Genomic DNA, 24608 nt, shown 5'->3' with positions numbered 1-24608 from the left:
CGGGGCCGTCATTCCTCCACGGCTCCGCCCACGGCCCGCAGATGCGCGCGGAAGGTCAGCGCGGGATCGCGCCGCCGCCCGGCCAGATAGGCGGCGAACGCCAACTGCCGGCGCAGCGGCTCGCCACCCCGGATGCGGTCGGCCTGCCGGCGTTCGGTGGCACGGACCGACTCCGCGAGCGCGAAGAGTTCACCGGCGTCCGCGGCGGGCAGGAAGAGCACCCCGTCGTCGTCACCGCACACCAGGTCCGCACGGCCGACGGTCCATTCCCCTACCGTGGCACTGTCCAGCGCACCGTCCGGACGGGCGTCCAGGCGCCGCGGCCCGGTCGGTGTCGCACCCAGGCTGAAGACCGGCAGGCCGATCTCCCGCAGGTCGGCCGTGTCGCGGTGCAGTCCCCAGATGACGATGCCGTCCAGCCCGGCGGCCTGCGCCTCCAGCGCGACGAGGTCGCCGACGCAACTCTCGTCGGCCCGGCCGCCGTTGTCGGCCACCAGCACGTCGCCGGGAGCGGCAGATTCCAGCGCTTCGAGAAAGACATCCACACTGCCCACGTGCCGGGCAGGCAGTACCCGACCGACCAGCCGGGCACCCGGCACCAACGCCCGCAGCGGCGGCGGCGCACAGCGCACCGGCATCCGGGCGCGCAGGCACGCGTCCGCCAGGTGAGCCGTGGTCAGCGCCGCGAACCGCCGTCGCAACTCCTCGTGTTCCATACCGCACTCCTCCCCCGGCCGGGCCGCTGCCCGGTGCCGGACGGACACCGTGCGCACACCTTCCTCCGCCGCCGCCAGGGCGCGCCAGAGGGTGTGGCAGGCTCGCCCCATGGATCACTTCACCGGCACCCCGCCCGTCTCCCGAGAGTTGTTCGACTTCGCCGTCCGTCTGGCCACGCGCGCCGGACGGCTGAGCGCCGAGGGGTTCCTCGGCGGCTGGTCGTCCGGACGCAAGGTGGACGGCACCGAGGTGACCTCGGTGGACCTCGCCGTCGAGGATCTCGTGCGCAAGGAACTGGCGGCGGCGTGTCCCGCGGACGCGGTGCTCGGCGAGGAGGCCGGGCTGCGGGCCGGGACGTCCGGGCGGCGCTGGGTGATCGACCCGGTCAACGGCACCCAGCAGCTCACCAACCGGGTGCCGACCTTCTCCTGCGACCTGGCGTACGAGGACGAGCACGGGCCCGCGATCGGCGTGGTGCACCTGCCGATGAGCCGGCAGACGGTGGCGGCCGGGCGCGGTCTCGGCTGCTGGCTGCTGCTGGGCGAGGACCCGGACCCGCTGGAAGCGCTGTGCTCGGGGCACGGACGGCTGCACGTCCACGGCCGTACGGAACTGAGCGGGGCCAGGACGCAGGCGCACAACATCGCGGGCTGGCCGGAGTCGTTGCTGACGGCGCTGCACCGGCGGGTGACGCTCGTACCGACCGGCGGCGGTGTGGTGGACGTCCTCGCCGGCCGGGCGGACGCCTGGGTGATCGCGGGCCCCGCGATGCGGTACGAGGACATCGCGCCGCTGCCCGTGATCGTCGCGGAGGGCGGTGGGCGGATCACGGACCTCACCGGAGCGCCCGTCCTGGCGGGGGACGGCACGGTGCTGATCACGGGCGGGCCGCTGCACGACGCGTTCCTGGAGGTGGTGGCGGAGTCCGGGGAGGATCATGAGGCGCGGGCCCTGCTGGTCGACGCCCACCCGGGGTGGGCGGCCGCAGGAAACGCGCTCACCGAGGAGTTGCTGGCGCTGCTCGCCCCGGTGGCCCGGCGGGCCGAGCACATCGGGAGCACGTCCGTGCCCGGCATGGCCGCCAAGCCCGTTTTCGACCTCCAGGTGAGCGTGGCCGACCTGGCGGAGGCCGCGGACACCTTCGAGGCGCCGCTGGCGGCCCGGGGCTTCGTCCGCTCACGGTACGAGAGCGACCACGTACCGGCGGGCCGGGACGACGATCCGGCCCGGTGGGCGAAGCGGCTGTGGTCGCGGCGGGGCGGCCCCGGGCCGGACGTCAACCTGCACGTGCGGCGCGCGGGTTCGCCCAACGAGCGGCTGGCGCTGCTGTTCCGCGACTGGTTCCGCGCCCACCCGGAGGCGGTACCGGCGTACGCGCGCTTCAAGCGTGAACTCGCCCAGCGGACCGCGGACCTGGGCAGCTACGCGGAGGTCAAGGACCCGGTCGTGGACCTGGTGGCCGAGGTCGCGGAGGCATGGGCCGCGGAGACCGGGTGGCGCCCCTGAGGGGCGCGCCGGACACTGCCTACGGCCGGTCCAGCAACTGCCCCGCAGGCTCGGCCGGCGTCCCGCCGTCGTTGATCCGCCGGCCGCGCAGCCAGGTGGACCGTACGACGCCGTGCAGGGTGCGCCCGGCGTAGGCCGTGATCTTGTTGCGGTGTTGCAGACCTGCCGGGTCGACGGTGAACGTGGCGTCCGGGTCGAGCACGGCGAAGTCCGCGTCGCGGCCGGGTTCGATGGCGCCCTTGTGGTGCAGGCCCACCAGTGCGGCCGGGGCGGTGGCCATCCAGCGGGCGACGTCGTCGAGGGTGTGGCCGCGTTCGCGGGCGGCGGTCCAGACGGCGGGCAGGCCGAGCTGGAGGGAGGAGATGCCGCCCCAGGCGTCGCCGAAGTCGGGGGTCTTCAGGTCGGCGGTGGAGGGGGAGTGGTCGGAGACGACGCAGTCGATCGTGCCGTCGGCGAGGCCCTGCCAGAGGGCGTCCTGGTTGGCGGCCTCGCGGATCGGCGGGCAGCACTTGAACTCGGTGGCGCCGTCCGGTATCTCCTCGGCGGTCAGGGTGAGGAAGTGCGGGCAGGTCTCGACCGTGACCCGTACGCCCTCGGCGCGGGCGTCGGCGATCAGCGGCAGGGCGTCCGAGGAGGACAGGTGCAGGATGTGCACCCGCGCGCTCAGCCGCCGGGCGAGCGCGATCAGCCCGGCGATCGCGTCGTTCTCGGACACCCGGGGGCGGGAGGCGAGGAAGTCGGCGTACTTGGGGCCGTGCGGCTGCGGCGCGGCCTCCAGGTGGACCGGGTCCTCGGCGTGCACGATGAGCAGGCCGCCGAAGCCGGCGATCTCGCCGAGTGCGGCGGCCAACTGCTCCTGGTCCAGTTCCGGGAACTCCTCCACGCCGGACGGGGACAGGAAGCACTTGAAGCCGAAGACGCCGGCGTCGTGCAGCGGCCGCAGGTCCTTGATGTTGCCGGGGACGGCGCCGCCCCAGAAGCCGACGTCGATGTGCGCCTTGGAGCGCGCGACCTCGCGCTTGGTGTGCAGGTTCGCCTCGGTGGTGGTGGGCGGCAGGCTGTTGAGGGGCATGTCGACGAGGGTGGTGATGCCGCCGGCCGCGGCCGCGCGGGTGGCGGTCCAGAAGCCTTCCCACTCGGTGCGGCCGGGGTCGTTCACATGGACGTGGGTGTCGACCAGGCCGGGCAGCAGGACGTCGTCGCCGAAGTCCTCGACCCGCGCCCCGGCCGGTGCGGGGGCGCCGTGCGGGAGCAGCTCCACGATCTTCCCGTCCCGGACGGTGACGGTCGCCGCGCGTGTCCCCCGGGGGGTGACGACGCGCGTGGAGCGCAGCACCAGATCGATCTCGGACACCCGGTCCCCTCCTCGTGCGGTCCCCGTGGGCTTCCGCACCACGGAATTCAACTTTCTGTTGAAGGAGTCTTCCCCCGGTGCCGCGGCCCGTCAAGACCCTGCCGGACACGGGGCGGTGGCACAGATCGCGCCGGAAGGCGGGAGCGGCGGGTGCGGGTTCATGGCGCGATCATGCCCCCCGAGCGGACGACTGGAGGATTCCACGGAATGGATACGGACTTTCGGTCAGCAGAATGTAGCTCCGACCACTGGCCCGGACCGGCGCGGGCCGGTAGCGCCCGGATGCCGGCCGGGCGCAGGTCGAGGACGGGTCCTGACCGGCGGGAACGAGTGTGCGACAGACCGTGTGTCCACCGGAGGGGACCGGTAGGCTGCTCCGGGTCGGTCCCGGCACCCGAACACCCAGCCCTGCGCCGAGCCCGCCACCACCTGCCCCGAAAGGAACGCGTCGTGCCGCCGTCCAGCGCCAGCACTTCCGCCGCCAAACCCGCAGCCGCCGGCGGTGGCGTCCAGTCCCTTGAGCGCGCCTTCGACCTGCTGGAGCGGATGGCCGACGCCGGTGGCGAGGTCGGTCTGAGCGAGCTGTCGACGAGCAGCGGGCTGCCGCTGCCCACCATCCACCGGCTGATGCGCACCCTCGTGGCCTGCGGCTACGTCCGCCAGCAGCCGAACCGCCGGTACGCGCTCGGCCCCCGGCTGATCCGCCTCGGCGAGAGCGCCTCGCGCCTTCTCGGCACCTGGGCCCGGCCCTACCTGGCGCGCGCGGTCGAGGAGACCGGCGAGACCGCCAACATGGCGCTGCTGGACGGCGACGAGATCGTGTACGTGGCGCAGGTGCCGTCCCGGCACGCGGTGCGGATGTTCACCGAGGTCGGCCGCCGGGTGCTGCCGCACTCCACGGGCGTGGGCAAGGCGCTGCTGGCGGGCCATCCGCCGGAGGAGGTGCGTGCGCTGCTCGGCCGTACGGGCATGCCGGCCGCGACCGAGAAGACCATCACCGACCCGGACAGCTTCCTGGACGCCCTCGAAGAGGTCCGCCGGCTCGGGTACGCGATGGACGACAACGAGCAGGAGATCGGCGTCCGCTGCATCGCGGTGCCGGTGCCCGACTCCCCCACCGCGGCGGCCATCTCCATCTCCGGCCCGACCGGCCGGGTGACCGAGGCGTCCATCGGCACGATCGTTCCGGTGCTCCAGGAGATCGCGGCCGAACTGTCCGTGGCGCTGGCCAACCAGAACCCGGCGTGACGTTCCGGCCGGGGCGCGGGGCAGGCCGTACGGCTCCCCGCCCCGGCCGGGGCTCAGAACCGGCGCGGCGCCTCCCCGTACATACCGATCAGGTCGCGCACGTCCGCGAGTGCGGGCGCCAGCGCGCTGACCGAGCCGACCGCTCCCGCGATCAGCAGCAGGGAACGGCGCAGCCGGGGCACCTCGGGGTCACCGGCGCTCACCAGGGCGTGCAGCGCGGCCAGTTCGTCGTCGGCGGCAGCGCGGTCGGGCAACTCCGCCGGGAGAACGGCCAGTTCACGGCGCAACCGGGCCACCGCCCCGCACAGGGCGACGGCCCGCGGGTCGCCCTCGGCTCCTGCGACTCGCCTGTGCTTCTGCCTCTGCTCCACAACGACGGTACCCTCCACGGCCGTTGGCCCCGCTCCACGACGCGGGCCAGTTAACGCCACCCTGCGCGGTCCGCGCCATACGGAGAGCGAAATCAGGATCACCGAATTCCGGTGCGCACCGGCGGCCGTCGTGCGGTACCGTTCTCGGCCCGCCCCCGCTCCCCGCCGCCGCGACCGGCCCCACACCACACCGCGGGCCCCGGCCATGAGGTAAGCAGACCCCATGGCACACATCTCACCTCCCGCCTCGGACGCCCCACCTGTACGCCGCCCGGTCGCCGGACTGCTCCTCGCCGCGGGCGGCGGGCGACGGCTGGGCGGCCGCCCCAAGGCCCTGCTGGATTTCCGCGGGCGGCCGCTGGTCGAGAACGCGGCCCGGGTCCTGCGGGAGGGCGGCTGCGGCCCGGTGCACATCGTCCTGGGCGCGGCGGCCGCAACAGTACGGGAGCGGGCCGACCTCGCGGCGTACGAGACGGCCGAGAATCCGGACTGGACGCAGGGCATGGGGTCCTCGCTGCGCGTCGGACTGGCCGCCCTGGCGGGCTCCGGGGCGGGCGCCGCACTGGTCTCGCTGGTGGACCAGCCGGGCATCGGCGCGGCGGCGGTGGCGCGGGTGATCGCCGCGTACGAGGGCGGGGCCGGGCTGGTCGCGGCCGCGTACGGCGGGAAGCGCGGGCATCCGGTGCTGTTCGGGGCGGACCGGTGGGCGGCGGTCGCGGCGGGCGCCTCGGGCGACCGCGGGGCGCGTGCGTACCTGGAGGAGCACGCGGCCGCCCTCACCCTCGTCGAGTGCGCGGACGTGGCCGAGCCGTACGACATCGACACGCCGCGGGATCTGTTCCGTCTGGCGTCACCGGGCGCGCCCCGGGCAGGCGAGGGGCAGTGACCGTGGTGGCACTCCGAGTCATCCGGTCCCCGCTTCTGTCGACGGAGAGAATCTCGACGTCAACAAACCATTGAAGTTCCGCGATAAGGAAACTACTCTCCACTGGTCAGAAGCGCCCTGCACCCGAACGGCGCCCGCCACCGCCGGCTGCGGCCCGCGGCACCCCGTGCCGCGCACCCGCCCGGCGGCCGCCCGGGCTCCGCCGCTGAATGGAGTGACAGCTCATGTCCGCACCAGCGCCGTCCCCGCTGGCCATCACCGACGTCGACCCCGGCAAGGCCCCCGCCCGCCAGGACGAGATCCTCACGGAGGCCGCGCTGGCCTTCGTCGCCGAACTCCACCGCCGGTTCACCCCGCGCCGCGACGAACTGCTCGCCCGCCGCGACGCGCGCCGCGCCGAGATCGCCCGCACCAGCAGCCTGGACTTCCTGCCGGAGACCGCCCACGTCCGCGACGACGAAAGCTGGCGCGTCGCCCCGGCGCCTGCCGCGCTGGACGACCGCCGGGTGGAGATCACCGGCCCCACCGACCGCAAGATGACCATCAACGCGCTCAACTCCGGCGCGAAGGTCTGGCTCGCGGACTTCGAGGACGCCTCCGCCCCCACCTGGGCGAACGTCATCGGCGGCCAGATGAACCTGATCGACGCCTACGAGCGCCGGATCGACTTCACCGACCCGGGGAGCGGCAAGTCGTACGCCCTGAAGCCCGCTGAGGAACTGGCGACCGTCGTCGTCCGCCCGCGCGGCTGGCACCTCGACGAGCGGCACCTCCGGCTCGACGGCACGCCGGTCCCGGGCGCGCTGGTCGACTTCGGCCTGTACTTCTTCCACAACGCCCAGCGCCTGCTGGACCTCGGCAGGGGCCCGTACTTCTATCTGCCGAAGACCGAGTCGCACCTGGAGGCGCGTCTCTGGAACGACATCTTCGTCTTCGCGCAGGACTACGTCGGCATCGCGCAGGGCACCATTCGCGCCACCGTCCTCATCGAGACCATCACCGCCGCGTACGAGATGGAGGAGATCCTCTACGAGCTGCGCGACCACGCCTCGGGGCTGAACGCCGGCCGCTGGGACTACCTGTTCTCCATCGTGAAGAACTTCCGCGACGGCGGCGAGAAGTTCGTGCTGCCGGACCGCAACGCGGTCACCATGACCGCGCCGTTCATGCGCGCGTACACCGAACTCCTCGTCCGCACCTGCCACAAGCGCGGCGCACACGCCATCGGCGGCATGGCGGCGTTCATCCCCAACCGCCGCGACCCCGAGGCCAACGAGACGGCACTGGCCAAGGTCCGCGCCGACAAGGACCGCGAGGCCGGGGACGGCTTCGACGGCTCCTGGGTCGCCCACCCCGATCTGGTCCCGGTCGCCCGCGCCTCCTTCGACGCGGTGCTCGGTGACCGGCCGCACCAGAAGGACCGGCTGCGCGAGGACGTCGCGGTCTCGGCCGCCGACCTCATCGCCGTCGACTCCCTGGACGCCAAGCCCACTTACCAGGGCCTGGTGGACGCGGTCCGGGTCGGCACCCGCTACATCGAGGCATGGCTGCGCGGCCTCGGCGCGGTCGCCATCTTCGGACTGATGGAGGACGCGGCCACCGCCGAGATCTCCCGGTCGCAGATCTGGCAGTGGGTGGACGCGGGTGTCGTGTTCGAGAACGGCGAGAAGGCCACCGCCGACCTGGTCCGCAGGATCGCCGACGAGGAACTGGCCGCGATCCGCGCCGAGACCGGCGACGAGTCCTTCGCCGCCGGTTGCTGGCAGCAGGCCCACGACCTCCTCCTGAAGGTCGCCCTGGACACCGACTACGCCGCGTTCCTGACCCTGCCGGCGTACGAACTGCTGGACTGACCCCGGTCGCCCCGCAGGTGGCTGCCCCGCGAGGCAGCCACCTCCCCCAGGGGGCCGCACCCCCGTACGATCCCTCAACCCGGTACGGTTAGGCTGCCCTTACCAACTCGGGGAGGGTGACCATGACCGCCACACAGCCGATCCGCACCCCGGATCTCCGCCCGACCGAAGCACCGCGCTTCGACCACCTGCTGCACTGCGTGCCCGACGTGGCCGCCGCCGTACGCGACTACACGGCGGCCGGACTGCCCGCGCACACCAATCCGGTGCACGAGGGCTTCCAGAACGGTGCCTGGCGGCTGGACGACCGGTACGTCGAAATCCTCACCGTCGTCGACCCGGAGACGTACGCGCGTTCCGCGTTCGGCCGGGCCACGGCCCCGTGGCAGTCCCGTATCGACGCGCTCCTGGCGGCCGGCGGCGGCCCGCTGAACTTCGCGGTGCACGTCGCGGACTCCACCGCCACGGCCGAGCGGCTGCGCCGCGCCGGCCACGGCACCGACGTGCACGACTTCTCCTTCCTGGCGGGCCGGGTCACCTTCCAGGAGGTGATGCTGACGGGCTCCGGCGTCCCGCCCTGGGCGCCGTTCTTCATCACCGTCCACGCCGACCCCGCGCTGCGCCGCGAGCACGAGGCGTCCGGCCGCGTCGACCGCGGCGCCTTCGACCTCGCCGGGTTCGTCGTCGAGACGCCCGACCCGCACGGTGCCGCCGCCTGGCTCGGCGCGCTCACCGGCATCCCGGTGGACGCGAGCGGCACCGTCGTACCGCTCGAAGGCGGCCGGGTGCACTTCGCCGCCGGCCCCGCCGACCGCATCACCACCCTGCTGCTGGCCGGGGACCGGCCGCCGCACACCGAGATCGCCGGGCTGCGGGTGCGCGGAGCCGAAGACGGGGACACGCGTTCGGCGTGACCCGGAATCCGGCGGCGATCGGACCACCGGACGGGCGGGCCACATGAGAAGGTGGGGGCTCGGCTCCATTCCTGCTCACCCTTGTCGAGGCAGCATGCGTGTCACCATCGCCGGCGTCTTCTTCTACCTTCAGGCGATCGAGGTGGAGCAGAAGATGAGCGCGGTCGAACCGGAGCCCATTCACGGGGACTCCGTGCTCGTCGGATCCGTCGCCTACCCCGTCAAGCAGGTGGGCCGTATCGTCACCGGCCAGGATCCGCGGGACTTCAGCGCCGGGGAGATGGTGCGGGCGCTGCGCCGGCTCGGCTTCACCTGCAAGCCGCGGCCCGCGTCGCCGGAGCCGACCGCTCTCCTGTGACGCGCGGGCCGGCCGGCTCAGGTCATCGCCGCTCCCAGCCCCACGAAGCCGCAGATGAGAACGGCGAGGAGGGCGAGCAGGGGCCAGACGAAACGCAGGTACTTGTCGTAGCCGACCTTGGCCAGCGAGACGCCGCCCATGATGACGGCGGTGGTCGGCACCCACAGGTTCATCCACCCGCTGGCCGCCTGCCAGGCCGTGACGACCACCGCGCGCGAGACGTGCGCGAAGTCGGCCAGCGGGGCCAGGATCGGCATGGCGAGGGTGGCGTGGCCGGAGGTGGAGGGGATGAGGAAGGCCAGCGGCAGGTTGACGACGTAGACCATGATGCCGAACAGGGCCGACGGGGTACCGGAGACGGCGCCCTCGACGGCATGCAGGACGGTGTCCGTGATGCGCGAGTTGTTCATGATGGTCGTCACCCCCCGGGCGAGCACGATCACCAGGGCCGGTGAGATGAACTCGGCGACCCCCTGCACGAACGTCGAGCTGAGCTTCTGTTCGCCCATCCGCGCGATGATCCCGACGAGGATCGAGGCCGCGACGAACAACGCAGCCAGTTGGGGGAAGGACCAGCCCAGTTCGAAGGCGTACGGCGCGGCGTCGGCGTCCCCGGTGAGCGCCCCGGCCCACGGGATCACCGAGAAGATCATGAAGGCGAACACCAGCGCGACGGTGATCAGCACGGTCTTGTGCAGCCCGGTCAGCGGGGGTGGTTCGACCGCGTCGTCGTCGGCGGCCCGCGCGCGGTCCCGGTCGCCGGGCAGGAAGCCGACGAGGGAGCGGTCCGGGTCGGCCCGTACACGCCGCGCGTAGCGCACCACGTAGCCGATGGTGACGGCGGTCAGCACCAGCCACATCACCACCCGCAGCGCGATGCCGTCGCCGAGCGAGATGTCCGCGGCGGAGGAGGCGACGCCGGTGGCGAAGGGGTTGACGGTCGAGCACAGGACACCGATGCCGGCCCCAAGGATGATCGTCGCGGTGGCCACCATCCGGTCGTACCCGAGCGCCAGCATCAGCGGTACGACCAGGCCGTAGAAGCCGAGCGTCTCCTCGGCGAACCCCTCGACGGTGCCGAGCAGCGAGAAGACCGCCATGACCCCGGCGATCAGCAGCGCGCCGCGGTGGCGGAGGCGGTGGGCCAGCCGGCCGATGCCGCGGTCCAGGGCCCCGGTGGAGAAGACGACCGTGATGAACGCGCCGATGGCCAGCACGAACAGGAACACGCCCGCGCTGCCGTACAGTTCGCCCGCCAGGGTCGGGCCGACCTGCCCGGTCTTGGTGTCCTGCACTCCGTAGAGGCCGTTGACCGGCGAGAGGAAGAGGTCGTTGAGGCGGTCGGTGAAGGACTGGCCGGAGGGGGTGCGGTGGTAGGTGCCCTGCTGCGGGGTGCCGTCGCCGTCGCGGTCGTAGGTGCCGGAGGGGATGAAGAAGGCCAGGAGCCAGACGGCCAGGGTCACGACGACCAGGACGGTCAGGGCGCTGGGGAAGGTGAACCCGCGCCGGGGGCGTCGCGGCCCGTCGTCGTGGCCGGCGTCGGCCGTAGCGGTGGTCCGGGAGTCCTCGGCGGGCCGGGGGTTCTCGTCGGGCATCGGGACGTTCACGCGGCGGCTCCGGCACGGAAGGCGGCGGCGTACTCGCGCAGGAAGACGGCCTCCGCCAGGACGGCGGCGCGCAGTTCCGAGAGCAGCACACGTTCGTCGGGCGCGTGCAGATTGCACTGCTTGTCCTCGGCGCCGAAGATCAGCACCTCGGCTTCCGGTACGGCGCGCGCGAGGCCGTTGACCAGCGGGATGGAGCCGCCGCCCGCGGTGTGTACGGGTTCGGCGCCCCACGCCCGGCGCATCGCGGCCTCGGCGGCGCGGTAGGCGGGCCCGCCGGTACGGGCCTCGAAGCCGGCGCCCGCGTCGCCGGGTGTCACGGTCAGCGGGACGCCGAACGGACGCAGCCGCTCCAGATGCCGTACGAGTGCGTCGAGCGCTTCCTTCGGGTCCTGGCGCGGGTGGCAGCGCAGGTTGAGCTTGGCACGGGCGTAGGGCACGACCGCCGAGGCGGCCTGGTCCACCGAGGGAGCGTCCAGGCCCATGACCGTGATGGCCGGGCCGCTCCAGAGGCGTTCGCCGAGGCTGCCGGAGCCGAGGAGCGGCAGTCCCGCCCGCACACCGGCCAGTTCGCGGAACTCGGCCTCGGTGGGGGACGTGCCGGTCCACGGTTCGCGGCGCAGCCCTTCGACGGCGACGTCGCCGTGCACGTCGTGCAGGGTGGCCAGGGCGTTGAGGAGGACGAGCAGCGCGTCCGGGGCGGCGCCGCCGTATTCGCCGCTGTGCACGGCCTCGTCGAGGGTGCGCACCTCGACGGTCAGTTCGGCGGCGCCGCGCAGGCCGGTGACGAGCGTGGGCGTACCGGCGCGGAGGTTGCCCGCGTCGGCGATGACCATCGCGTCGCAGGCGAAGCGCCCGGGGTCGGTGGGCGGGTAGTCGTCGAAGGGGCTGCCGTACTCCTCCTGGCCCTCGAAGACGATCTTGATGCCGACCGGGGGACGGCCGCCGTGGGCGCGCAGCGCGCCGAGGTGGACGAGGAGGTTCGCCTTGCAGTCGGCGATGCCGCGGGCCCGGATGGCGGGGCCGCCGTGCGGGTCGTCGAAGTCGGTGGGTTCGAAGGGCGGTGACGTCCACAGGCCGGGGTCGCCCGCGGGCTGGACGTCGTAGTGGCCGTACAGGAGGACGGTGGGGGCGTCCGGGGAAGGCGGCGGAACGGTGCCCGTGACGACCGGCGCGGTGCCGGGCAGGTCGAGCTGTCCGAGGTCGGTGACGCCGGCGGCGCGCAGCAGGGCGAGGAGTTCGTCGCGTGCCGCGAGGACCGGCTCGGGCGGGTGGCCGGGGAAGGCGACCGAGGGGATCGCCGCGAGCCGCTTGAGGTCGTCGCGGATGCCGGGCATCAGGCGGTCGACGGCGGCTTCCAGGTCGTCGGCGCCCTGAGGTGCGCAACGGGCGCCCGGGGATGCGGAACGCAGGTCCGGGGGGACGCCCCCGGGGGCGGGGCCGGCTTGGCGCGAGGGCTCGGTGTCCGGCGGCCGGGCGGGTGGGTGCTGGGCGTTCGGGTCCACCGCGGAACCCCTCTCCGTGGCGTCGGGCGCGCACTTGACTGACGATCAGGACGAATGAAGCGTATCGGGCAAAACGTCTGCACCCTCGGCACCCGCCGCCCCTCAGGCCGGCGGCCCGCCGAGCGTCAGCGCGGCCCGCATCGCCGCGTTCCGCAGACCCGTCAGCCGCCGCACATGCGCCATCCGGTTCATCAGCCGCGCCGTGCGCACCAGCCGTTGGGTCACGGAACGCCGTTCATGATCATACGTACGGAGGGCCGTCGTCACGTGGGGCGACACCCGCAGGGCCCGGGTCAACTCCACGGCGTCGACCAGCGCTTCACCGGCCCCGCGCCCCAGGTCGGGCGTCATGGCGTGAGCGGCGTCACCGATGAGCGCGGTGCGGCCGCGGACGTACGAGGGCAGCGGCGGATCGAGGTGATACAGGTCCAGGCGCAGCACCCCGGGCTCGTCCAGCCGCTCCAGCACGTGGCGCACACCCGCGTGCCAGTGCCCGAAGCGGGAGCGCAGCGCCTCGGCCTCGCGTCCCGGATCGCGCTGCCCCTCCGGCGCCACCGCGCAGGCGAACCAGTTGGTGCGCCCGCCCGTGGTGGGCGTGACGCCGAACCGCAGCCCCTCGCCCCAGGTCTCGACGACGGCGCCGGTGTCACCCTCGACCGCGCCGCGCCAGGACGACGCGCCGACGTAGCGGGCGCGGTACCGCGGGCCGAACAGGGCCGTGCGGGCGGCACTGTTGAGGCCGTCGGCCGCGATCACCACGTCGTACGCGCCGGCCACCGCCCGGATGTCGTCGACCGGGTGGCCGAAGGTGACCGAACCCTCGCCGCCGGCCGCCTCGTACAGAAGGGCCAGCAGTTCGGGGCGGGAGATCAGGCGGACGACATCGCCGGTGCGCCGATGGAGGGCGGCGACATCGAGGGTGGCGATGCGTCCGCCGTCGGGGCGCAGGAAGGCGCCGGCGGTCTGCGGCCGACTCAGGTCCCGTACCCGTTCACCGAGGCCGAGGGCGTCCAGGGCGGCCAGCGCGCCGGGCCACAGCCCGAGGGCGGTGCCGGTGGCGGGCAGGCGGCGGGCGCGTTCGAAGACGTCGACCGACCAGCCGCCTTCGCGCAGGTGGAGGGCGGTGGCGAGGCCGCCGATGCCGCCGCCGACGACGGCTGCCGTGCGTGGTGTCAGCTCCATGCCCCCGCACGGTACTATGTTTATAGTGAATCGGCACTACAAACATAGTAACGAGAGGTGCGCAGGGTGGCACGACGGCGGGACCAGGTGCTGGACGCGGCGATCGGAGTACTGGGCGCCGAGGGGCCCCGGCGACTCACCTACCAGGCGGTGGACACCGCCGCGGGGGTACCGTCGGGCACCACCTCCAACTACTTCCGCAACCGCGGCGCCCTGATCGACGGCATCGTCGGCCACCTGGAGGCGCTGGAGCGCCGCGACTGGGAGGAGTTCGCCCGGCAGGCCGCCCCGGCCGACGTACCCGAACTCGCGGACGCCGTGACGCGGTTCCTCCTGTACGCGACCGGCCCCGAGCGCGCCAGGACCGCCGCCCGCTACGCCCTCTGCCTGGAAGCCTCCGCCCGGCCCGAGCTGCGGCCCGCACTCACTCGGGGGCGGGAGGCCGTCGTCGGCTGGGGCACGGAGTGGATGCGGCGCTTCGGGTCGCCGACGCCGCGGCGGCACTGCGAGATCCTCTTCGACTACCTCGACGGTGTCGCCTTCCACCAACTCTCGTTCCCGGCCGGGAGCTTCGACCCGGGGCCGGGCATCAGGGAACTGCTGGCCGGACTGCTCGGCACACCCCCGGAGCCCGCCGCGACGGCCTGACGCCGGTACGCCACGCCGCGGCCGAATTCGATGGCCACCGGCCGCGGCCTGTGGTGGAGTGGCGCCGGTGACCACACAAGACACCGAGTCAGCACGAGCCGCCGCCTACCGCGCGGCGTACGACGAGCAGATGCGCGACCGCGGGTTCGCGCCGGACACACCGGGCATCGAGCGGGTCGGCCCCGTACTGCGCAGAACCCTGCCCGCCCAGGGCGGACTGATCCTCTACCGCGACCTGGGCGGACTCGACGGGGCGGAGCTGGACGCCTTCATCGCCGCCCAGCGCGACCACTTCGCCGCCCGCGGACTGCCGGTCGAGTGGAAGTACCACGGCCACGACCTGCCCGCCGACCTGCCGGACCGGCTGGCCGCCGCCGGATTCGTGCCGGACGAGCAGGAGACGGTCGTCATCGGCGAGGCGGCGGAGATCGCCGGGCCGCCCGGCGAGGCGCCGCTCCCCGAGGGCGTACGGCTGCGCGAGGTCACCGGCCGCGCCGACTTCGACCGCATCGGGGAGCTGGCCGCGGCCGTCTGGGCCGACGACCGGAGCTGGCTGGCGCCGGCCATGGAGGAGTGGGTGGCGGGGCGGGACGGCGACCCCTGCACGGTGACCGTGGCGGAGTCGCTGGCCGGCGAGGTGGTCTCGGCGGCATGGATGCGCTTCCACCAGGGCACCGCCTTCACCTCGCTGTGGGGCGGCTCGACGCTGCCCAACTGGCGCGGCAAGGGCATCTATCGCGCCCTGGTGGCCCACCGGGCGGCGCTCGCGGTGGCGCGCGGCTTCCGGTACGTGCAGGTCGACGCGCTGGAGACCAGCCGCCCCATCCTCAACCGGCTGGGCCTGGTCAGCGCCGCCACGACCGTTCCGTACGTCTGGCGGCCGTCCGGCGACGCGCCCGGAGGCGTCTGATACGCCGGGGGTTGGCGCGATCTGACCGGTGACGGCCCTGGGCGGAGTCTGATAGGAAAGCTTCCTAACGATTGGGATCCCTCACCGCACCACGGCCCTCACCCGGCCCGCTCCCCACTGGAGGACAACCATGCGTGCCCGATCCATAGGCAAGGCGATCCGCAAGCCCGCCACCGGACTCACCCTCGGCCTGGTCCTGCTCGCCGTACCGGCCACCGCCGTCGCCGGTACGGCGGTCGCCGCCACCGGCCAGGCACCCGCCACGGCCCGCGTCGCCGCCAAGGCCGCGGCGGGACTGGACGACCCGGCGAAGAAGGAGATCGCCATGCAACTGGTCTCCAGCGCCGAGAACTCCTCGCTGGACTGGAAGAAGCAGTACGCCTACATCGAGGACATCAAGGACGGCCGCGGCTACACCGCCGGCATCATCGGCTTCTGTTCCGGCACCGGCGACATGCTGGACCTGGTCGAGCTGTACACGAAGCGCAAGCCCGGCAACGTCCTGGCGAAGTACCTGCCCGCGCTGCGCAAGGTCAACGGCAGCGACTCGCACGCGGGCCTGGGGTCCGCCTTCGAGAAGGACTGGAAGAAGGCCGCCCAGGACCAGGACTTCCAGAAGGCTCAGAACGACGAGCGGGACCGGGTGTACTTCAACCCGGCCGTCAAGCAGGGCAAGGCCGACAAGATCGGCGTACTGGGCCAGTTCGCGTACTACGACGCCCTCGTCATGCACGGTGACGGCAGCGACAAGACCAGCTTCTCCAACATCCGCAAGCGGGCCATGGCCAAGGCGAAGACGCCGGCCCAGGGCGGCGACGAGAAGGCGTACCTCAACGCCTTCCTGGACGCCCGGGTGTGGGCGATGCAGCAGGAGGAGGCGCACAGCGACACCAGCCGCGTGGACACCGCGCAGCGCGTCTTCCTCAAGAAGGGCAACCTGAACCTGGACCCGCCGCTGGACTGGAAGGTGTACGGGGACTCGTACCACATCGGCTGAGCGGGGCGACGGCCCGTACCGCGCCGGGATTCCGGCACGGTACGGGCCGTCGGTGCGTCCGTGTCCGTACGGCGGCTCAGTGTGCCCCGGCCGGCCGCGCGTCCGGAGCCCCGCGCTCCGGCTGCTGCGGGATCACCTCCAACGGCGGTTCGCCGCGCCGCCTGCCGAGGTGGTTGAAGGCGAGGTTGAGCACGATGGCGACGAGGCAGCCGGTGCTGATGCCGGAGTCCAGGACGACCAGCAGGTCCTTGGGGAAGTCGTGGTAGAACCGCGGCGCCGCGATCGGGATCAGGCCGATGCCGACCGAGGCCGCCACGATCAGCGCGTTCTCCCCCTTGTCCATCGCGGCCGTGGCCAGCGTCTGGATGCCGCTGGCGGCCACCGAGCCGAACAGCACGATGCCCGCGCCGCCCAGCACCGGCAGCGGAACGAGCGAGATCACCGAGGCGGCGACCGGGCACAGGCCCAGCACGATCAGGATCAGGCCGCCGGTCGCGACGACGAACCGGCTGCGCACCTTGGTCATCGCGACCAGACCGATGTTCTGCGCGAAGGCGCTGTTGGCGAAGCCGTTGAAGAGCGGACTGAGGGCGGTGCCGAGGGTGTCGGCCCGCAGGCCGCCCTCGATGGTGCGCTCGTCGGCGGGCCGGTCAACGATCTTGCCCAGGGCGAGCATGTCGGCGGTGGACTCGGTCATGCAGACCAGCATGACGATGCACATGGAGACGATCGCGGCGACGTCGAACTGGGGCGCGCCGAAGTGGAAAGGCGCCGGGAAGCCCACGACATCCGCCTCGGTGATCGCTCCGAAGTCGGTGATGCCGACGGGTATCGCGATCAGCGTGCCGGTGACCAGGCCGAGCAGGATGGAGATCTGCTGGAGGAAGCCGCGCAGCGCCCGGCGCAGCACCAGCACGATGACGAAGGTGAGCGCCGCCATGCCGATGTTGGTCAGCGAACCGTAGTCGTGCGCCCGGGCGTTGCCGCCCTGTGACCAGTTGAAGGCGACGGGCAGCAGGGAGACACCGATCAGGGTGATGACGGTGCCGGTGACGACCGGCGGGAAGAACCGCACCAGCTTGGAGAAGTAGGGCGCGAGGAAGAAGCCGAGGGCACCGGCGACGATCACCGCGCCGAAGATGACGGGCAGCGCGTCGCCGGGGCTCTGCGCCTTGCCGATGGCGACCATCGGGGTCACCCCGGCGAACGAGACGCCGTTGACGAACGGCAGTCTGGCGCCGATCTTCCAGAAGCCGAGGGTCTGGAGCAGGGTGGCGACGCCCGCGGTGAAGAGGCTGGCGCCCATCAGGAACGCGGTCTCGGCGGGGCTCAGCCCGCAGGCCGGGCCGACGATCATCGGCGGGGCCACCACGCCCGCGTACATGGCGGCCACGTGCTGCAGGCCGCTGGTGAACATCTTGAAGGGCGGGAGGGTCTCGTCGACCGGGTGCTTCCGGTCGCCCTGCGCCGTCCGCCCTGGGGTTGCGGCCACTGCGGGCCTCCTTCGATTTCTGCGCCGCGAGGGGGGCGGCGGCGCGAGCCTGTCACGGAGGGCGTGCGTCGGTGCGGTGGTGCAGCGGTCCGCGCTTGTGGCGCGTCAAAGTGTGTGACGGGTCGTCACATGTGCGCATGGAAAGCTGGGTTGCCGGGGCATGAGGTACGGCGGTACCGGGCCGGGGGCACGGAGAGAGGTCTCCGTGCCCCCGGGTTCCGGCGCTTGTGGATCCCGCTCGGATCCACAAGCTCCCGGCCGGGGCCGTCCCCCCGGCCGAGTTCTCGGGCCGCCGGGCGGGGGCTCAGCCCTCGGCGGCGATACGGGCCAGGCGCCGGGCCTCGGCCCGCGCGGTACGCGCGACGGTCTCCTCGTCGACGTTGGTCAGCCGGCCGCCCTCGACCACCGGCGCGCCGTCGACCAGCGACAGCGTGACGGGCGCGGCGGCGCCGAAGACCAGCGCGGTCACCGGGTCGGCGATGGTGGAGTGGGCCAGGCCGTCCAGCTTCCACAGCACCAGGTCGGCCAGCTTGCCGGCCTCCAGGGAGCCGATCTCGGCCGTCCGGCCCAGGACCTGGGCGCCGCCGTAGGTACCCAGGCGCAGTGCCTTGCGGGCGTCGAGGGCCGCCTCCTTGTGCGCGCCGAGGCGATTGATCAGCAGCGCGGTACGCAGTTCGGTGTGGAGTTCGCCGCTCTCGTTGGAGGCGGTGCCGTCCACGCCGAGGCCGACCGGTACGCCCGCCGCGAGCATGTCGGGGACGCGGGCGATGCCGGCGGCGAGCCGCGCGTTGGAGGACGGGCAGTGCGCCACGCCGGTCCTCGTCCGGGCGAAGGCGGCGATGTCGGAGTCGTTCATGTGGACGCAGTGCGCCATCCACACGTCCTCGCCGAGCCAGCCGGTGGACTCGAAGTAGTCGGTCGGGCCCATGCCGAACAGTTCGTGGCAGAACTTCTCCTCCTCGACCGTCTCCGAGCCGTGGGTGTGCAGCCGCACACCCTTGCGCCGGGCCAGTTCGGCGCCCTGCCGCAGAAGTTCGGTGGATATCGAGAACGGGGAGCAGGGGGCCACGGCGATGTGCACCATCGAGCCGAAGGAGGCGTCGTGGTGGGTGTCGATGGCCTCTTCGGTGGCTTTCAGCGCGCCCTCGGTGGTCTCCACGGCGAAGTCCGGCGGCAGTCCGCCGTCCTTGACGCCGCGGTCCATGGAGCCACGGGCCAGGGTGATGCGGGCGCCGATCTCCCGGGCGGCGGCCAGTTCGGCGCCGACCAGGTCGCCGGAGCCCCGCGGGAAGACGTAGTGGTGGTCGGAGGCGGTGGTGACACCGCCCTTGACCATCATGCCCAGCGAGCCCTGGGTGGCGGCCGCGAGCATCGGCGCGTCGATGCGGGCCCAGGTCGGGTAGAGGGCCACCAGCCAGTTGAAGAGGTTGTGGTCGGTGGCCATGCCCCGGGTCATCCACTGGTAGAAGTGGTGGTGGGTGTTGACCAGGCCGGGGGTGACGAGGTGGCCGGTGCCGTCGATACGGCGGACGACGTTCGCCAGGCCCTCGGGGGCCGGTCCCGCGCCCACCGACTCGATGAGGTTGCCGGCGACGACGACATGGCCCGAGGCGTACTCGGTGTCGTCGGCGTCGACGGTCGCGACGGCGCAGTTCTCGATGACGACGCGCCGCGTCACCGCGCTGTCAGGGGATGCCGGTGCTGCCATGGTGGTTCTCCTAGAAAATGCGGCATGGGTTTCCCCCCTGCTCGTCGGGAGCCTGAGGGAGGGCACGGCATGGCCCTACGGGATTTGAGTGCCGGAACCGGGCGAAGCGGCTGACAGGACCGCTGCCCCCTTGGTGCTCCGGGTGCCGAGATGGTGGAAGAACAGGTTGAGCAGGACCGCGACGAGCGCGCCGGCGCTGATGCCGGAGCCGAGCACGGTCTGCGCCCAGGCGGGGAAGTCCTCGTAGAACGTCGGGGCGGCGAGCGGGATGATGCCCGCGCCCAGCGAGACGGCCACCAGGATGATGTTGGAGCTGTCGTCGAGGCCGGCTTCGGCGAGCGTACGGATGCCGCTGACCGCGATCGAGCCGAACAGCACGAGGCCGGCGCCGCCGAGGACGGGCATCGGCACGAGGTTGACGACCGCGCCGAGGACAGGGAAGGCGCCGAGGACGAGCAGGGTGGCTCCGGCGACGGCGACGACGTAGCGGCTGCGTACCCGGGTCAGCGAGACGACACCGACGTTCTGCGCGAAGGCGCTGGTGGGGAAGCCGCCGAAGACCGGTCCGACGAGGGTGGCGATGCCGTCGGTGCGCAGGCCGCGGGTGATGGTCTGCCCGGTCGTACGCCGTTCGCAGATCTCGCCGAGGGCGAGCATCCCGGCCGCGGACTCGGTCATCAGGACCAGCATCACGATGCACAGGGACAGCACGGCGGCGGGCTGGAACTCCGGTGCGCCGAAGGCGAAGGGCGTGGGCAGCGCGACGACGGGCGCCTCGCCCAGCGCGTCGAAGCCGGCCATGCCGAACGGGACGGCGGCGAGAGTACCGGCGACCAGGCCCAGCAGCAGGGCGATCTGCTTGACGAAGCCGCGGGTGAAGCGCTGGATCAGCAGGATGACCACGAGGGTGAAGGCGGCCAGCGCCAGGTACTTCATGGCGCCGAAGTCGGCGGCCTCCTTGTCGCCGCCCTGGGCCCAGCCGACCGGTACGGGCATCAGGGTGACGCCGATGAGCGTGATGACGACGCCGGTGACCAGCGGTGGGAAGTAGCGCAGCAGTCTGCCGAAGAACGGGCCGACGGCGAGGCAGAAGGCGCCGGCGACCATCACCGCCCCGTAGATGGCGGGCAGTTGGTGGCCTTTGGCGGTGGTCTCGGCGATGGCGAGCATCGGGGTGATGCCGGCCGAGGAGGCGGCGTTGACGAACGGCAGGCGGTTGCCGGCGAACCGGCCGGCGCCGAGGGTCTGCAGGAGGGTCGCGAGACCGGCGATCAGCAGGCTGGCGGCGATCAGCCGGGTGCGTCCCGCGGTGTCCAGGCCGGTGGCCTGGCCGATGATGAGCGGAGGGGTGACGACGCCGGCGTACATGGCGGCGATGTGCTGCAGAGCGGCGGGGACGAGCCGCTTGGGAGCCGGCTTCTCGTCCACCGGGTGGACCGGTGGGACGGGGTGGTGCTCAACGTGCGGTGGTGGTGCGGCCATGTTTCGCGTTCCCCTCAGGAGGCGCGGGCCCCTCCCCGCTGCGGGACGGGGAGGGACGGCGAGGCACGGCGCTGCGTCGGTAGCCGTCAGAGGTTGGTCAGATCCATCGGGATCTCGGCTTCGACACCGTCGCGCAGGACAGTGGCTTCTATCAGGCCGTACGGGCGGTCCGCCGCGTGGTAGACGGCGCTGTCGGTGGTGTCGTTCTTCAGGCCGAAGGGCTCCAGGTCCACCAGGAAGTGGTGCTTGTTCGGCAGCGAGAACCGCACCTCGTCGATCTCCGCGCGGTGGGTGATGATCCGCGAGCCCATCTGGTACAGGGTCTGCTGGAGCGAGAGGCTGTAGGTCTCCGCGAAGGCGTCCAGCAGGTGCTTCCTGACCTGGGCGTAGGAGCGTTCCCAGTTCGGCATCCGCTGGTCGTCGTCGGTCCAGTTGAACCGCCAGCGGCCGGAGACCTCGGTGGCCAGGATGCGGTCGTACGCCTCCTTGAGCGTCGTGTACCGGTCCTTGATGTAGCCCCAGAACTCGGAGTTGGTGGAGTTCATCACCACCAGGTCCTTCAGGCCGGAGATCACCTGCCACCGCTCACCGTCGTAGGTGATCTGGGTCAGCCGGGTCTCCTGGCCCTTGCGGACGAAGGAGTGCCTGACCTCGTCGGCGCCGATGAACTTGGCGTTGGCCTCGGAGGTCTCGATGCGCTCCCAGGCGTACTCCTCGATGCGGATACGGGCCCGGTGGATCGGTTCCTGGCTGGTGACGAAGTGCCGGGCCAGGTGGATGCCGAACTGCTCGGCCGACTCGATGCCGTGTTCCTTGGCGAAGGCGTACACGGTGTTCTTCGTCGTGTCGGTGGGCAGGCAGTGGGCGTTGGAGCCGGAGAGGTGCACCTCTTCGAGGTCGCCGGAGAGCGCGACCGAGACGTTGAGGTCCTTGATGTGGTGGGTGTCGCCGTCCCGGGTGATACGGACGACGCGGTTCTCCGCCTTGCCGTACTGGTTCTGGCCGAGCATCGCCGGGCGGGCGGGACGGGGGGTGTGGACCATCGGTGCTAGCTCCCTCGGTATACGGAGTAGCCGAACGGGTTGAGCAGCAGCGGTACGTGATAGTGCTCACCCGGCTGGACGGCGAAGGTGATCGCCACCTCCGGGAAGAAGGCTCCGCTGTCCCTTACGCGGGGGGCGTCCTGCTGTTCCTCGGCTTGCTGGTCGGCCGTTGCGGCCTTGCTGGCGAGGTACGCCTCGGTGTCGAAGTCGAGGCGTACGTGGGTGGTGCCCTGCGGCAGCGCCGGCAGGTCCTTGCAGCGTCCGTCCGCGTCGGTCTTGGAGGTGCCGTGCTCCTTCCAGACCCCGCCGGGTCCGGAGCGCGCCGAGAGCGTGAGGGCGATGCCTTCCACGGGGCGGCCCACGCTGGTGTCCAGGATGTGCGTGGACACCGAGGGGTCGTGCCGGGCCGTCTCGCTGCTCATGGTCGCGCTCCTTCTGCGGCGTCTGCCGGGTCAGCCGCGTCCTCGACGAGGCGGCCCAGCCGGATGCGATTGATCTTGCCCAGTTCGGTACGGACGATCTCGCGTTCTTGTTCCGGCGTGTTGTCCAACCGGTTACGGGCGGCGTCCCGCATCTGCTCACCGGTCCGTCCGGTGGCGCAGATCAGGAAGACGTGCCCGAACTTCTCCTGATACGCGAGGTTCAGTTCGAGCATCTCCGCCTTGAGGTCGTCCCCGGCCGCCGACATTCCCCGCTGTTCGCGGGAGGACGTGGCGTCGCCCGGTGCGGGCCGGCCGATGGGCGGGTGTCCGGCCATCGCCTCGGCCAGGTCCGCCGCGGTCAGCTCGGCCATGGCGGCGTCGCTGGCGGCGAACAGGGCGTCGGTGCTGGGGTACGGGCGCCGGTCGAGAAGTCTGCTCCCCCACGCTTCGCTGGCGCACGCCTCGCGCAGTGCGGCACGGGCCGTACGCTCGGCTGCGGCGTTGAACCGGGCGAGACCCGGCGTCGGATTCGAAGACACGGGAAGCCTCCGTGGCCTGGTGCGGTACGGGCTCTGCTTGGCTGGAAACAGCTAAGACCTCCGGCAACATCACGTCAACACTTTGTTGAAAACTCGGCAACAAGAAAGCCGCCGTCCGGTTCACCCGGACGGCGGCATGTGCGCAAGTGCCCAACTGGCACCATTTCTGGGTCAGTCGGCACCCTTCGCCGCGTTGTCCCTGTTCAGGTAGTTGTAGACGGTGAAGCGGCTGACGCCGAGCGCACCGGCGACCGTCTCGACCCCGTGGCGTACGGAGAACGCGCCCCGCGCCTCCAGGATGCGCACCACCGACTGCTTGGTGCGGCGGTCCAGATCGCTGAGCGGCACCCCGTGCCGGCGCTCCAGCTCGGCGAGGAGGTGGTCCAGCGACTCGGCCAGGTGCGGCAGCCGTACCGCGACCCGGTCCCGCCCCTCCCAGGCCAGGACGACATCGTCACCCCGCGCCTGCTCCGGCGCGACCATCTCCGCGCCCATGGCGTCCACCAGCGGCTTCACCGCCCGGACGAACGGGTGGTCGGCAGGCTCGGTCACGTGGCGTCCTCCCCGGCCGGCGCGATCACGTTGACCTGGAGGGAGACGCGGGTGGCGCCGGCCTCCAGGGACTTGCGCAGCAGCGCGTCCACCGCGGAGAGCACCTTCTCCTCCTCCCCCTCGGCGGTGTTGCCGAACGGGCCGACGTCGACGGCGTCCAGCCCGGCGCCCGTGATGATGTCGCGCCCCACGACCGCGTGGGCGGGCGCTTCGTCCAGGTCGAACGGTTCCGTCGTGAATTCCACTCGCAATCGCACCATGCCCCCAAACTAGCGCCGCCGGACGGCGCCCCGTCCAGGCCCCCGGAACTCCCCGCGCACAGGAGGGCGGCGAACCGCCGCCGTGCCCCGCCGCTCGCGCGACCCCCTTGACAGGTCGCGAGATCCGCAGGCAATGTTCCAATCAGCAGAAAGAAAGTTCCGCAATACGGAAGGGCGCTCTTCCCTCATGGGCTTCTCGGACGCGCGTTTCAACGTCAATCTGTCGATCCTGTTCACCGAGCTGCCGCTGCTGGAACGCCCGGCGGCCGCCGCGGCCGCCGGATTCGGCGCGGTGGAGCTGTGGTGGCCGTGGGTGGACGCCCCGGTGCCCGAGCAGCGGGAGCTGGACGCGCTGCGCGACGCCCTGTGCGACGCGGGCACCCGGCTGGTCGGGCTGAACTTCTACGCCGGGCAGTTGCCCGGTCCCGACCGCGGCGCCCTGTCCGTCCCCGGGGAGGAGTCCGAGCGTTTCCGGGCCAACGTGGAGGTGGCCGCGGACTTCGCGCAGTCGCTGGGCTGCACCGCGCTCAACGCCCTGTACGGCAACCGCGTCGAGGGCGCGGACCCGGCCGTCCAGGACGCCCTGGCCCTGGAGAACCTGACACTGGCCGCCCGAGCCGCGCACCGGGTGGGCGCCACGCTGCTGATCGAGGCGCTGAACGCGCCGGAGTCGCCCGACTGCCCGATCGTCTCGGCGCCCAAGGCGATCGAGGTCGTCGACGCGGTCAACGCGGCCACCGGCCTGGACAACGCCCGGTTCCTGATGGACCTGTACCACCTGTCGATGAACGGCGAGGACCTGGAGGAGGTCATCGACCGCCACACCGGCAGGACCGGCCACGTCCAGATCGCCGACAACCCCGGCCGCGGCGCCCCCGGCACCGGCACCCTCCCCTTCGAAGACCTCCTCGACCGGCTGCGCAAGAACGGCTACGACGGCTGGATCGGCCTGGAGTACAAGCCGGGTGACACCCCCAGCGCCGGCGCGTTCGCCTGGCTGCCCCGCCCGCTGCGCGCCGCCGCCCACTGAATCCCGTTTCGCGAAAGGCACCCCGTA

24 protein-coding genes are annotated in these 24608 nt (G+C 72.3%); 10 read left to right on the top strand and 14 right to left on the bottom strand.

Annotated elements, in window-relative coordinates:
- Positions 1-8 precede the first annotated feature (8 nt).
- Positions 9-716, bottom strand: a complete 708-nt coding sequence (locus tag AB0A97_RS20825) for an RraA family protein (RefSeq protein WP_361151845.1) — start codon at positions 714-716, stop codon at positions 9-11.
- Positions 717-825: 109 nt separating this feature from the next.
- Here AB0A97_RS20825 and AB0A97_RS20820 point away from each other — a divergent pair, with 109 nt between their 5' ends.
- Entirely contained in the window at positions 826-2223 is a 1398-nt protein-coding gene (locus tag AB0A97_RS20820; RefSeq protein ID WP_361151842.1) for an inositol monophosphatase family protein, read from the top strand.
- A 19-nt stretch (positions 2224-2242) separates the two neighbouring features.
- Here the strand turns inward: AB0A97_RS20820 and allB are convergent, their stop codons facing one another.
- The gene (allB, locus tag AB0A97_RS20815) at positions 2243-3577 is read right to left on the bottom strand and encodes an allantoinase AllB (protein WP_361151839.1); all 1335 of its coding nucleotides are present in this window, start codon (positions 3575-3577) and stop codon (positions 2243-2245) included.
- 450 nt (positions 3578-4027) lie between these two features.
- On the opposite strand from allB, the gene AB0A97_RS20810 reads away from it, so the two are divergent.
- Positions 4028-4825 carry an IclR family transcriptional regulator gene (locus AB0A97_RS20810; protein ID WP_361151836.1) on the top strand — a complete coding sequence of 266 codons (798 nt, stop codon included), beginning with the start codon at positions 4028-4030 and terminating at the stop codon, positions 4823-4825.
- 53 nt (positions 4826-4878) lie between these two features.
- Here the strand turns inward: AB0A97_RS20810 and AB0A97_RS20805 are convergent, their stop codons facing one another.
- Positions 4879-5196: a DUF5955 family protein gene (locus tag AB0A97_RS20805; RefSeq protein WP_361151834.1), complete on the bottom strand. Its 318-nt coding sequence runs from the start codon at positions 5194-5196 to the stop codon at positions 4879-4881.
- A gap of 223 nt (positions 5197-5419) precedes the next feature.
- Here AB0A97_RS20805 and AB0A97_RS20800 point away from each other — a divergent pair, with 223 nt between their 5' ends.
- The 4 genes from AB0A97_RS20800 to AB0A97_RS20785 all read left to right on the top strand — a co-directional run bounded on the left by AB0A97_RS20800 (position 5420) and on the right by AB0A97_RS20785 (position 9207).
- Positions 5420-6082: a nucleotidyltransferase family protein gene (locus tag AB0A97_RS20800; protein WP_361151831.1), complete on the top strand. Its 663-nt coding sequence runs from the start codon at positions 5420-5422 to the stop codon at positions 6080-6082.
- A 224-nt stretch (positions 6083-6306) separates the two neighbouring features.
- Positions 6307-7935 (top strand): malate synthase A, encoded by a 1629-nt coding sequence (gene aceB / locus AB0A97_RS20795; RefSeq protein ID WP_361151829.1) that lies wholly within the window; start codon positions 6307-6309, stop codon positions 7933-7935.
- Positions 7936-8057: 122 nt separating this feature from the next.
- On the top strand, positions 8058-8849 hold the full coding sequence (locus AB0A97_RS20790; RefSeq protein WP_361151827.1) for a VOC family protein: 792 nt from the start codon (positions 8058-8060) through the stop codon (positions 8847-8849).
- A 94-nt stretch (positions 8850-8943) separates the two neighbouring features.
- Positions 8944-9207, top strand: a complete 264-nt coding sequence (locus AB0A97_RS20785) for an SCO5918 family protein (RefSeq protein ID WP_125053272.1) — start codon at positions 8944-8946, stop codon at positions 9205-9207.
- Positions 9208-9224: 17 nt separating this feature from the next.
- Here AB0A97_RS20785 and AB0A97_RS20780 read toward each other — a convergent pair whose 3' ends face one another.
- The 3 genes from AB0A97_RS20780 to AB0A97_RS20770 all read right to left on the bottom strand — a co-directional run bounded on the left by AB0A97_RS20780 (position 9225) and on the right by AB0A97_RS20770 (position 13498).
- Complete coding sequence (locus AB0A97_RS20780) at positions 9225-10802, bottom strand: YfcC family protein (RefSeq protein ID WP_361151979.1); 1578 nt, start codon at positions 10800-10802, stop codon at positions 9225-9227.
- Positions 10803-10810: 8 nt separating this feature from the next.
- The gene (locus AB0A97_RS20775; RefSeq protein WP_361151977.1) at positions 10811-12223 is read right to left on the bottom strand and encodes a M20/M25/M40 family metallo-hydrolase; all 1413 of its coding nucleotides are present in this window, start codon (positions 12221-12223) and stop codon (positions 10811-10813) included.
- 195 nt (positions 12224-12418) lie between these two features.
- On the bottom strand, positions 12419-13498 hold the full coding sequence (locus tag AB0A97_RS20770) for an FAD-dependent oxidoreductase (RefSeq protein ID WP_361151824.1): 1080 nt from the start codon (positions 13496-13498) through the stop codon (positions 12419-12421).
- Between the two features lie 66 nt (positions 13499-13564).
- Between AB0A97_RS20770 and AB0A97_RS20765 the strand changes: the two genes are divergently transcribed.
- The 3 genes from AB0A97_RS20765 (at position 13565) to AB0A97_RS20755 (ending at position 16053) form a co-directional block, all read left to right on the top strand.
- Entirely contained in the window at positions 13565-14146 is a 582-nt protein-coding gene (locus AB0A97_RS20765) for a TetR/AcrR family transcriptional regulator (protein ID WP_361151822.1), read from the top strand.
- A gap of 67 nt (positions 14147-14213) precedes the next feature.
- Complete coding sequence (locus tag AB0A97_RS20760) at positions 14214-15056, top strand: GNAT family N-acetyltransferase (RefSeq protein WP_361151819.1); 843 nt, start codon at positions 14214-14216, stop codon at positions 15054-15056.
- A gap of 130 nt (positions 15057-15186) precedes the next feature.
- Positions 15187-16053 (top strand): chitosanase, encoded by an 867-nt coding sequence (locus tag AB0A97_RS20755; RefSeq protein ID WP_361151816.1) that lies wholly within the window; start codon positions 15187-15189, stop codon positions 16051-16053.
- A gap of 76 nt (positions 16054-16129) precedes the next feature.
- Here the strand turns inward: AB0A97_RS20755 and AB0A97_RS20750 are convergent, their stop codons facing one another.
- The 8 genes from AB0A97_RS20750 to AB0A97_RS20715 all read right to left on the bottom strand — a co-directional run bounded on the left by AB0A97_RS20750 (position 16130) and on the right by AB0A97_RS20715 (position 23551).
- On the bottom strand, positions 16130-17545 hold the full coding sequence (locus AB0A97_RS20750; protein ID WP_361151814.1) for a nucleobase:cation symporter-2 family protein: 1416 nt from the start codon (positions 17543-17545) through the stop codon (positions 16130-16132).
- Positions 17546-17849: 304 nt separating this feature from the next.
- Complete coding sequence (locus tag AB0A97_RS20745) at positions 17850-19253, bottom strand: 8-oxoguanine deaminase (protein ID WP_361151811.1); 1404 nt, start codon at positions 19251-19253, stop codon at positions 17850-17852.
- A 75-nt stretch (positions 19254-19328) separates the two neighbouring features.
- Positions 19329-20735, bottom strand: coding sequence for a nucleobase:cation symporter-2 family protein (locus AB0A97_RS20740; protein WP_361151808.1), 1407 nt, complete (start codon positions 20733-20735; stop codon positions 19329-19331).
- A gap of 86 nt (positions 20736-20821) precedes the next feature.
- The gene (gene pucL, locus AB0A97_RS20735) at positions 20822-21778 is read right to left on the bottom strand and encodes a factor-independent urate hydroxylase (protein ID WP_361151805.1); all 957 of its coding nucleotides are present in this window, start codon (positions 21776-21778) and stop codon (positions 20822-20824) included.
- 5 nt (positions 21779-21783) lie between these two features.
- Positions 21784-22200 carry a hydroxyisourate hydrolase gene (gene uraH / locus AB0A97_RS20730; protein ID WP_361151802.1) on the bottom strand — a complete coding sequence of 139 codons (417 nt, stop codon included), beginning with the start codon at positions 22198-22200 and terminating at the stop codon, positions 21784-21786.
- A complete protein-coding gene (uraD, locus tag AB0A97_RS20725) occupies positions 22197-22739 on the bottom strand; it encodes a 2-oxo-4-hydroxy-4-carboxy-5-ureidoimidazoline decarboxylase (protein ID WP_361151800.1) in 543 nt (180 codons plus the stop codon). Before uraD ends, uraH begins: the two co-directional genes overlap by 4 nt.
- A 171-nt stretch (positions 22740-22910) precedes the next feature.
- The gene (locus AB0A97_RS20720; RefSeq protein ID WP_361151797.1) at positions 22911-23291 is read right to left on the bottom strand and encodes a helix-turn-helix domain-containing protein; all 381 of its coding nucleotides are present in this window, start codon (positions 23289-23291) and stop codon (positions 22911-22913) included.
- The gene (locus tag AB0A97_RS20715) at positions 23288-23551 is read right to left on the bottom strand and encodes a hypothetical protein (protein WP_361151794.1); all 264 of its coding nucleotides are present in this window, start codon (positions 23549-23551) and stop codon (positions 23288-23290) included. Before AB0A97_RS20715 ends, AB0A97_RS20720 begins: the two co-directional genes overlap by 4 nt.
- Before the next feature lie 187 nt (positions 23552-23738).
- Here AB0A97_RS20715 and AB0A97_RS20710 point away from each other — a divergent pair, with 187 nt between their 5' ends.
- Positions 23739-24581, top strand: a complete 843-nt coding sequence (locus tag AB0A97_RS20710) for a TIM barrel protein (protein WP_361151792.1) — start codon at positions 23739-23741, stop codon at positions 24579-24581.
- Positions 24582-24608: the final 27 nt, after the last annotated feature.

The organism is Streptomyces sp. NPDC045470 (genome assembly GCF_040646595.1).
In the GTDB taxonomy this organism is placed as follows: domain Bacteria; phylum Actinomycetota; class Actinomycetes; order Streptomycetales; family Streptomycetaceae; genus Streptomyces.
Note: the sequence above shows the minus strand (reverse complement) of the source record. Positions and strands in the feature narration are given on the sequence as shown.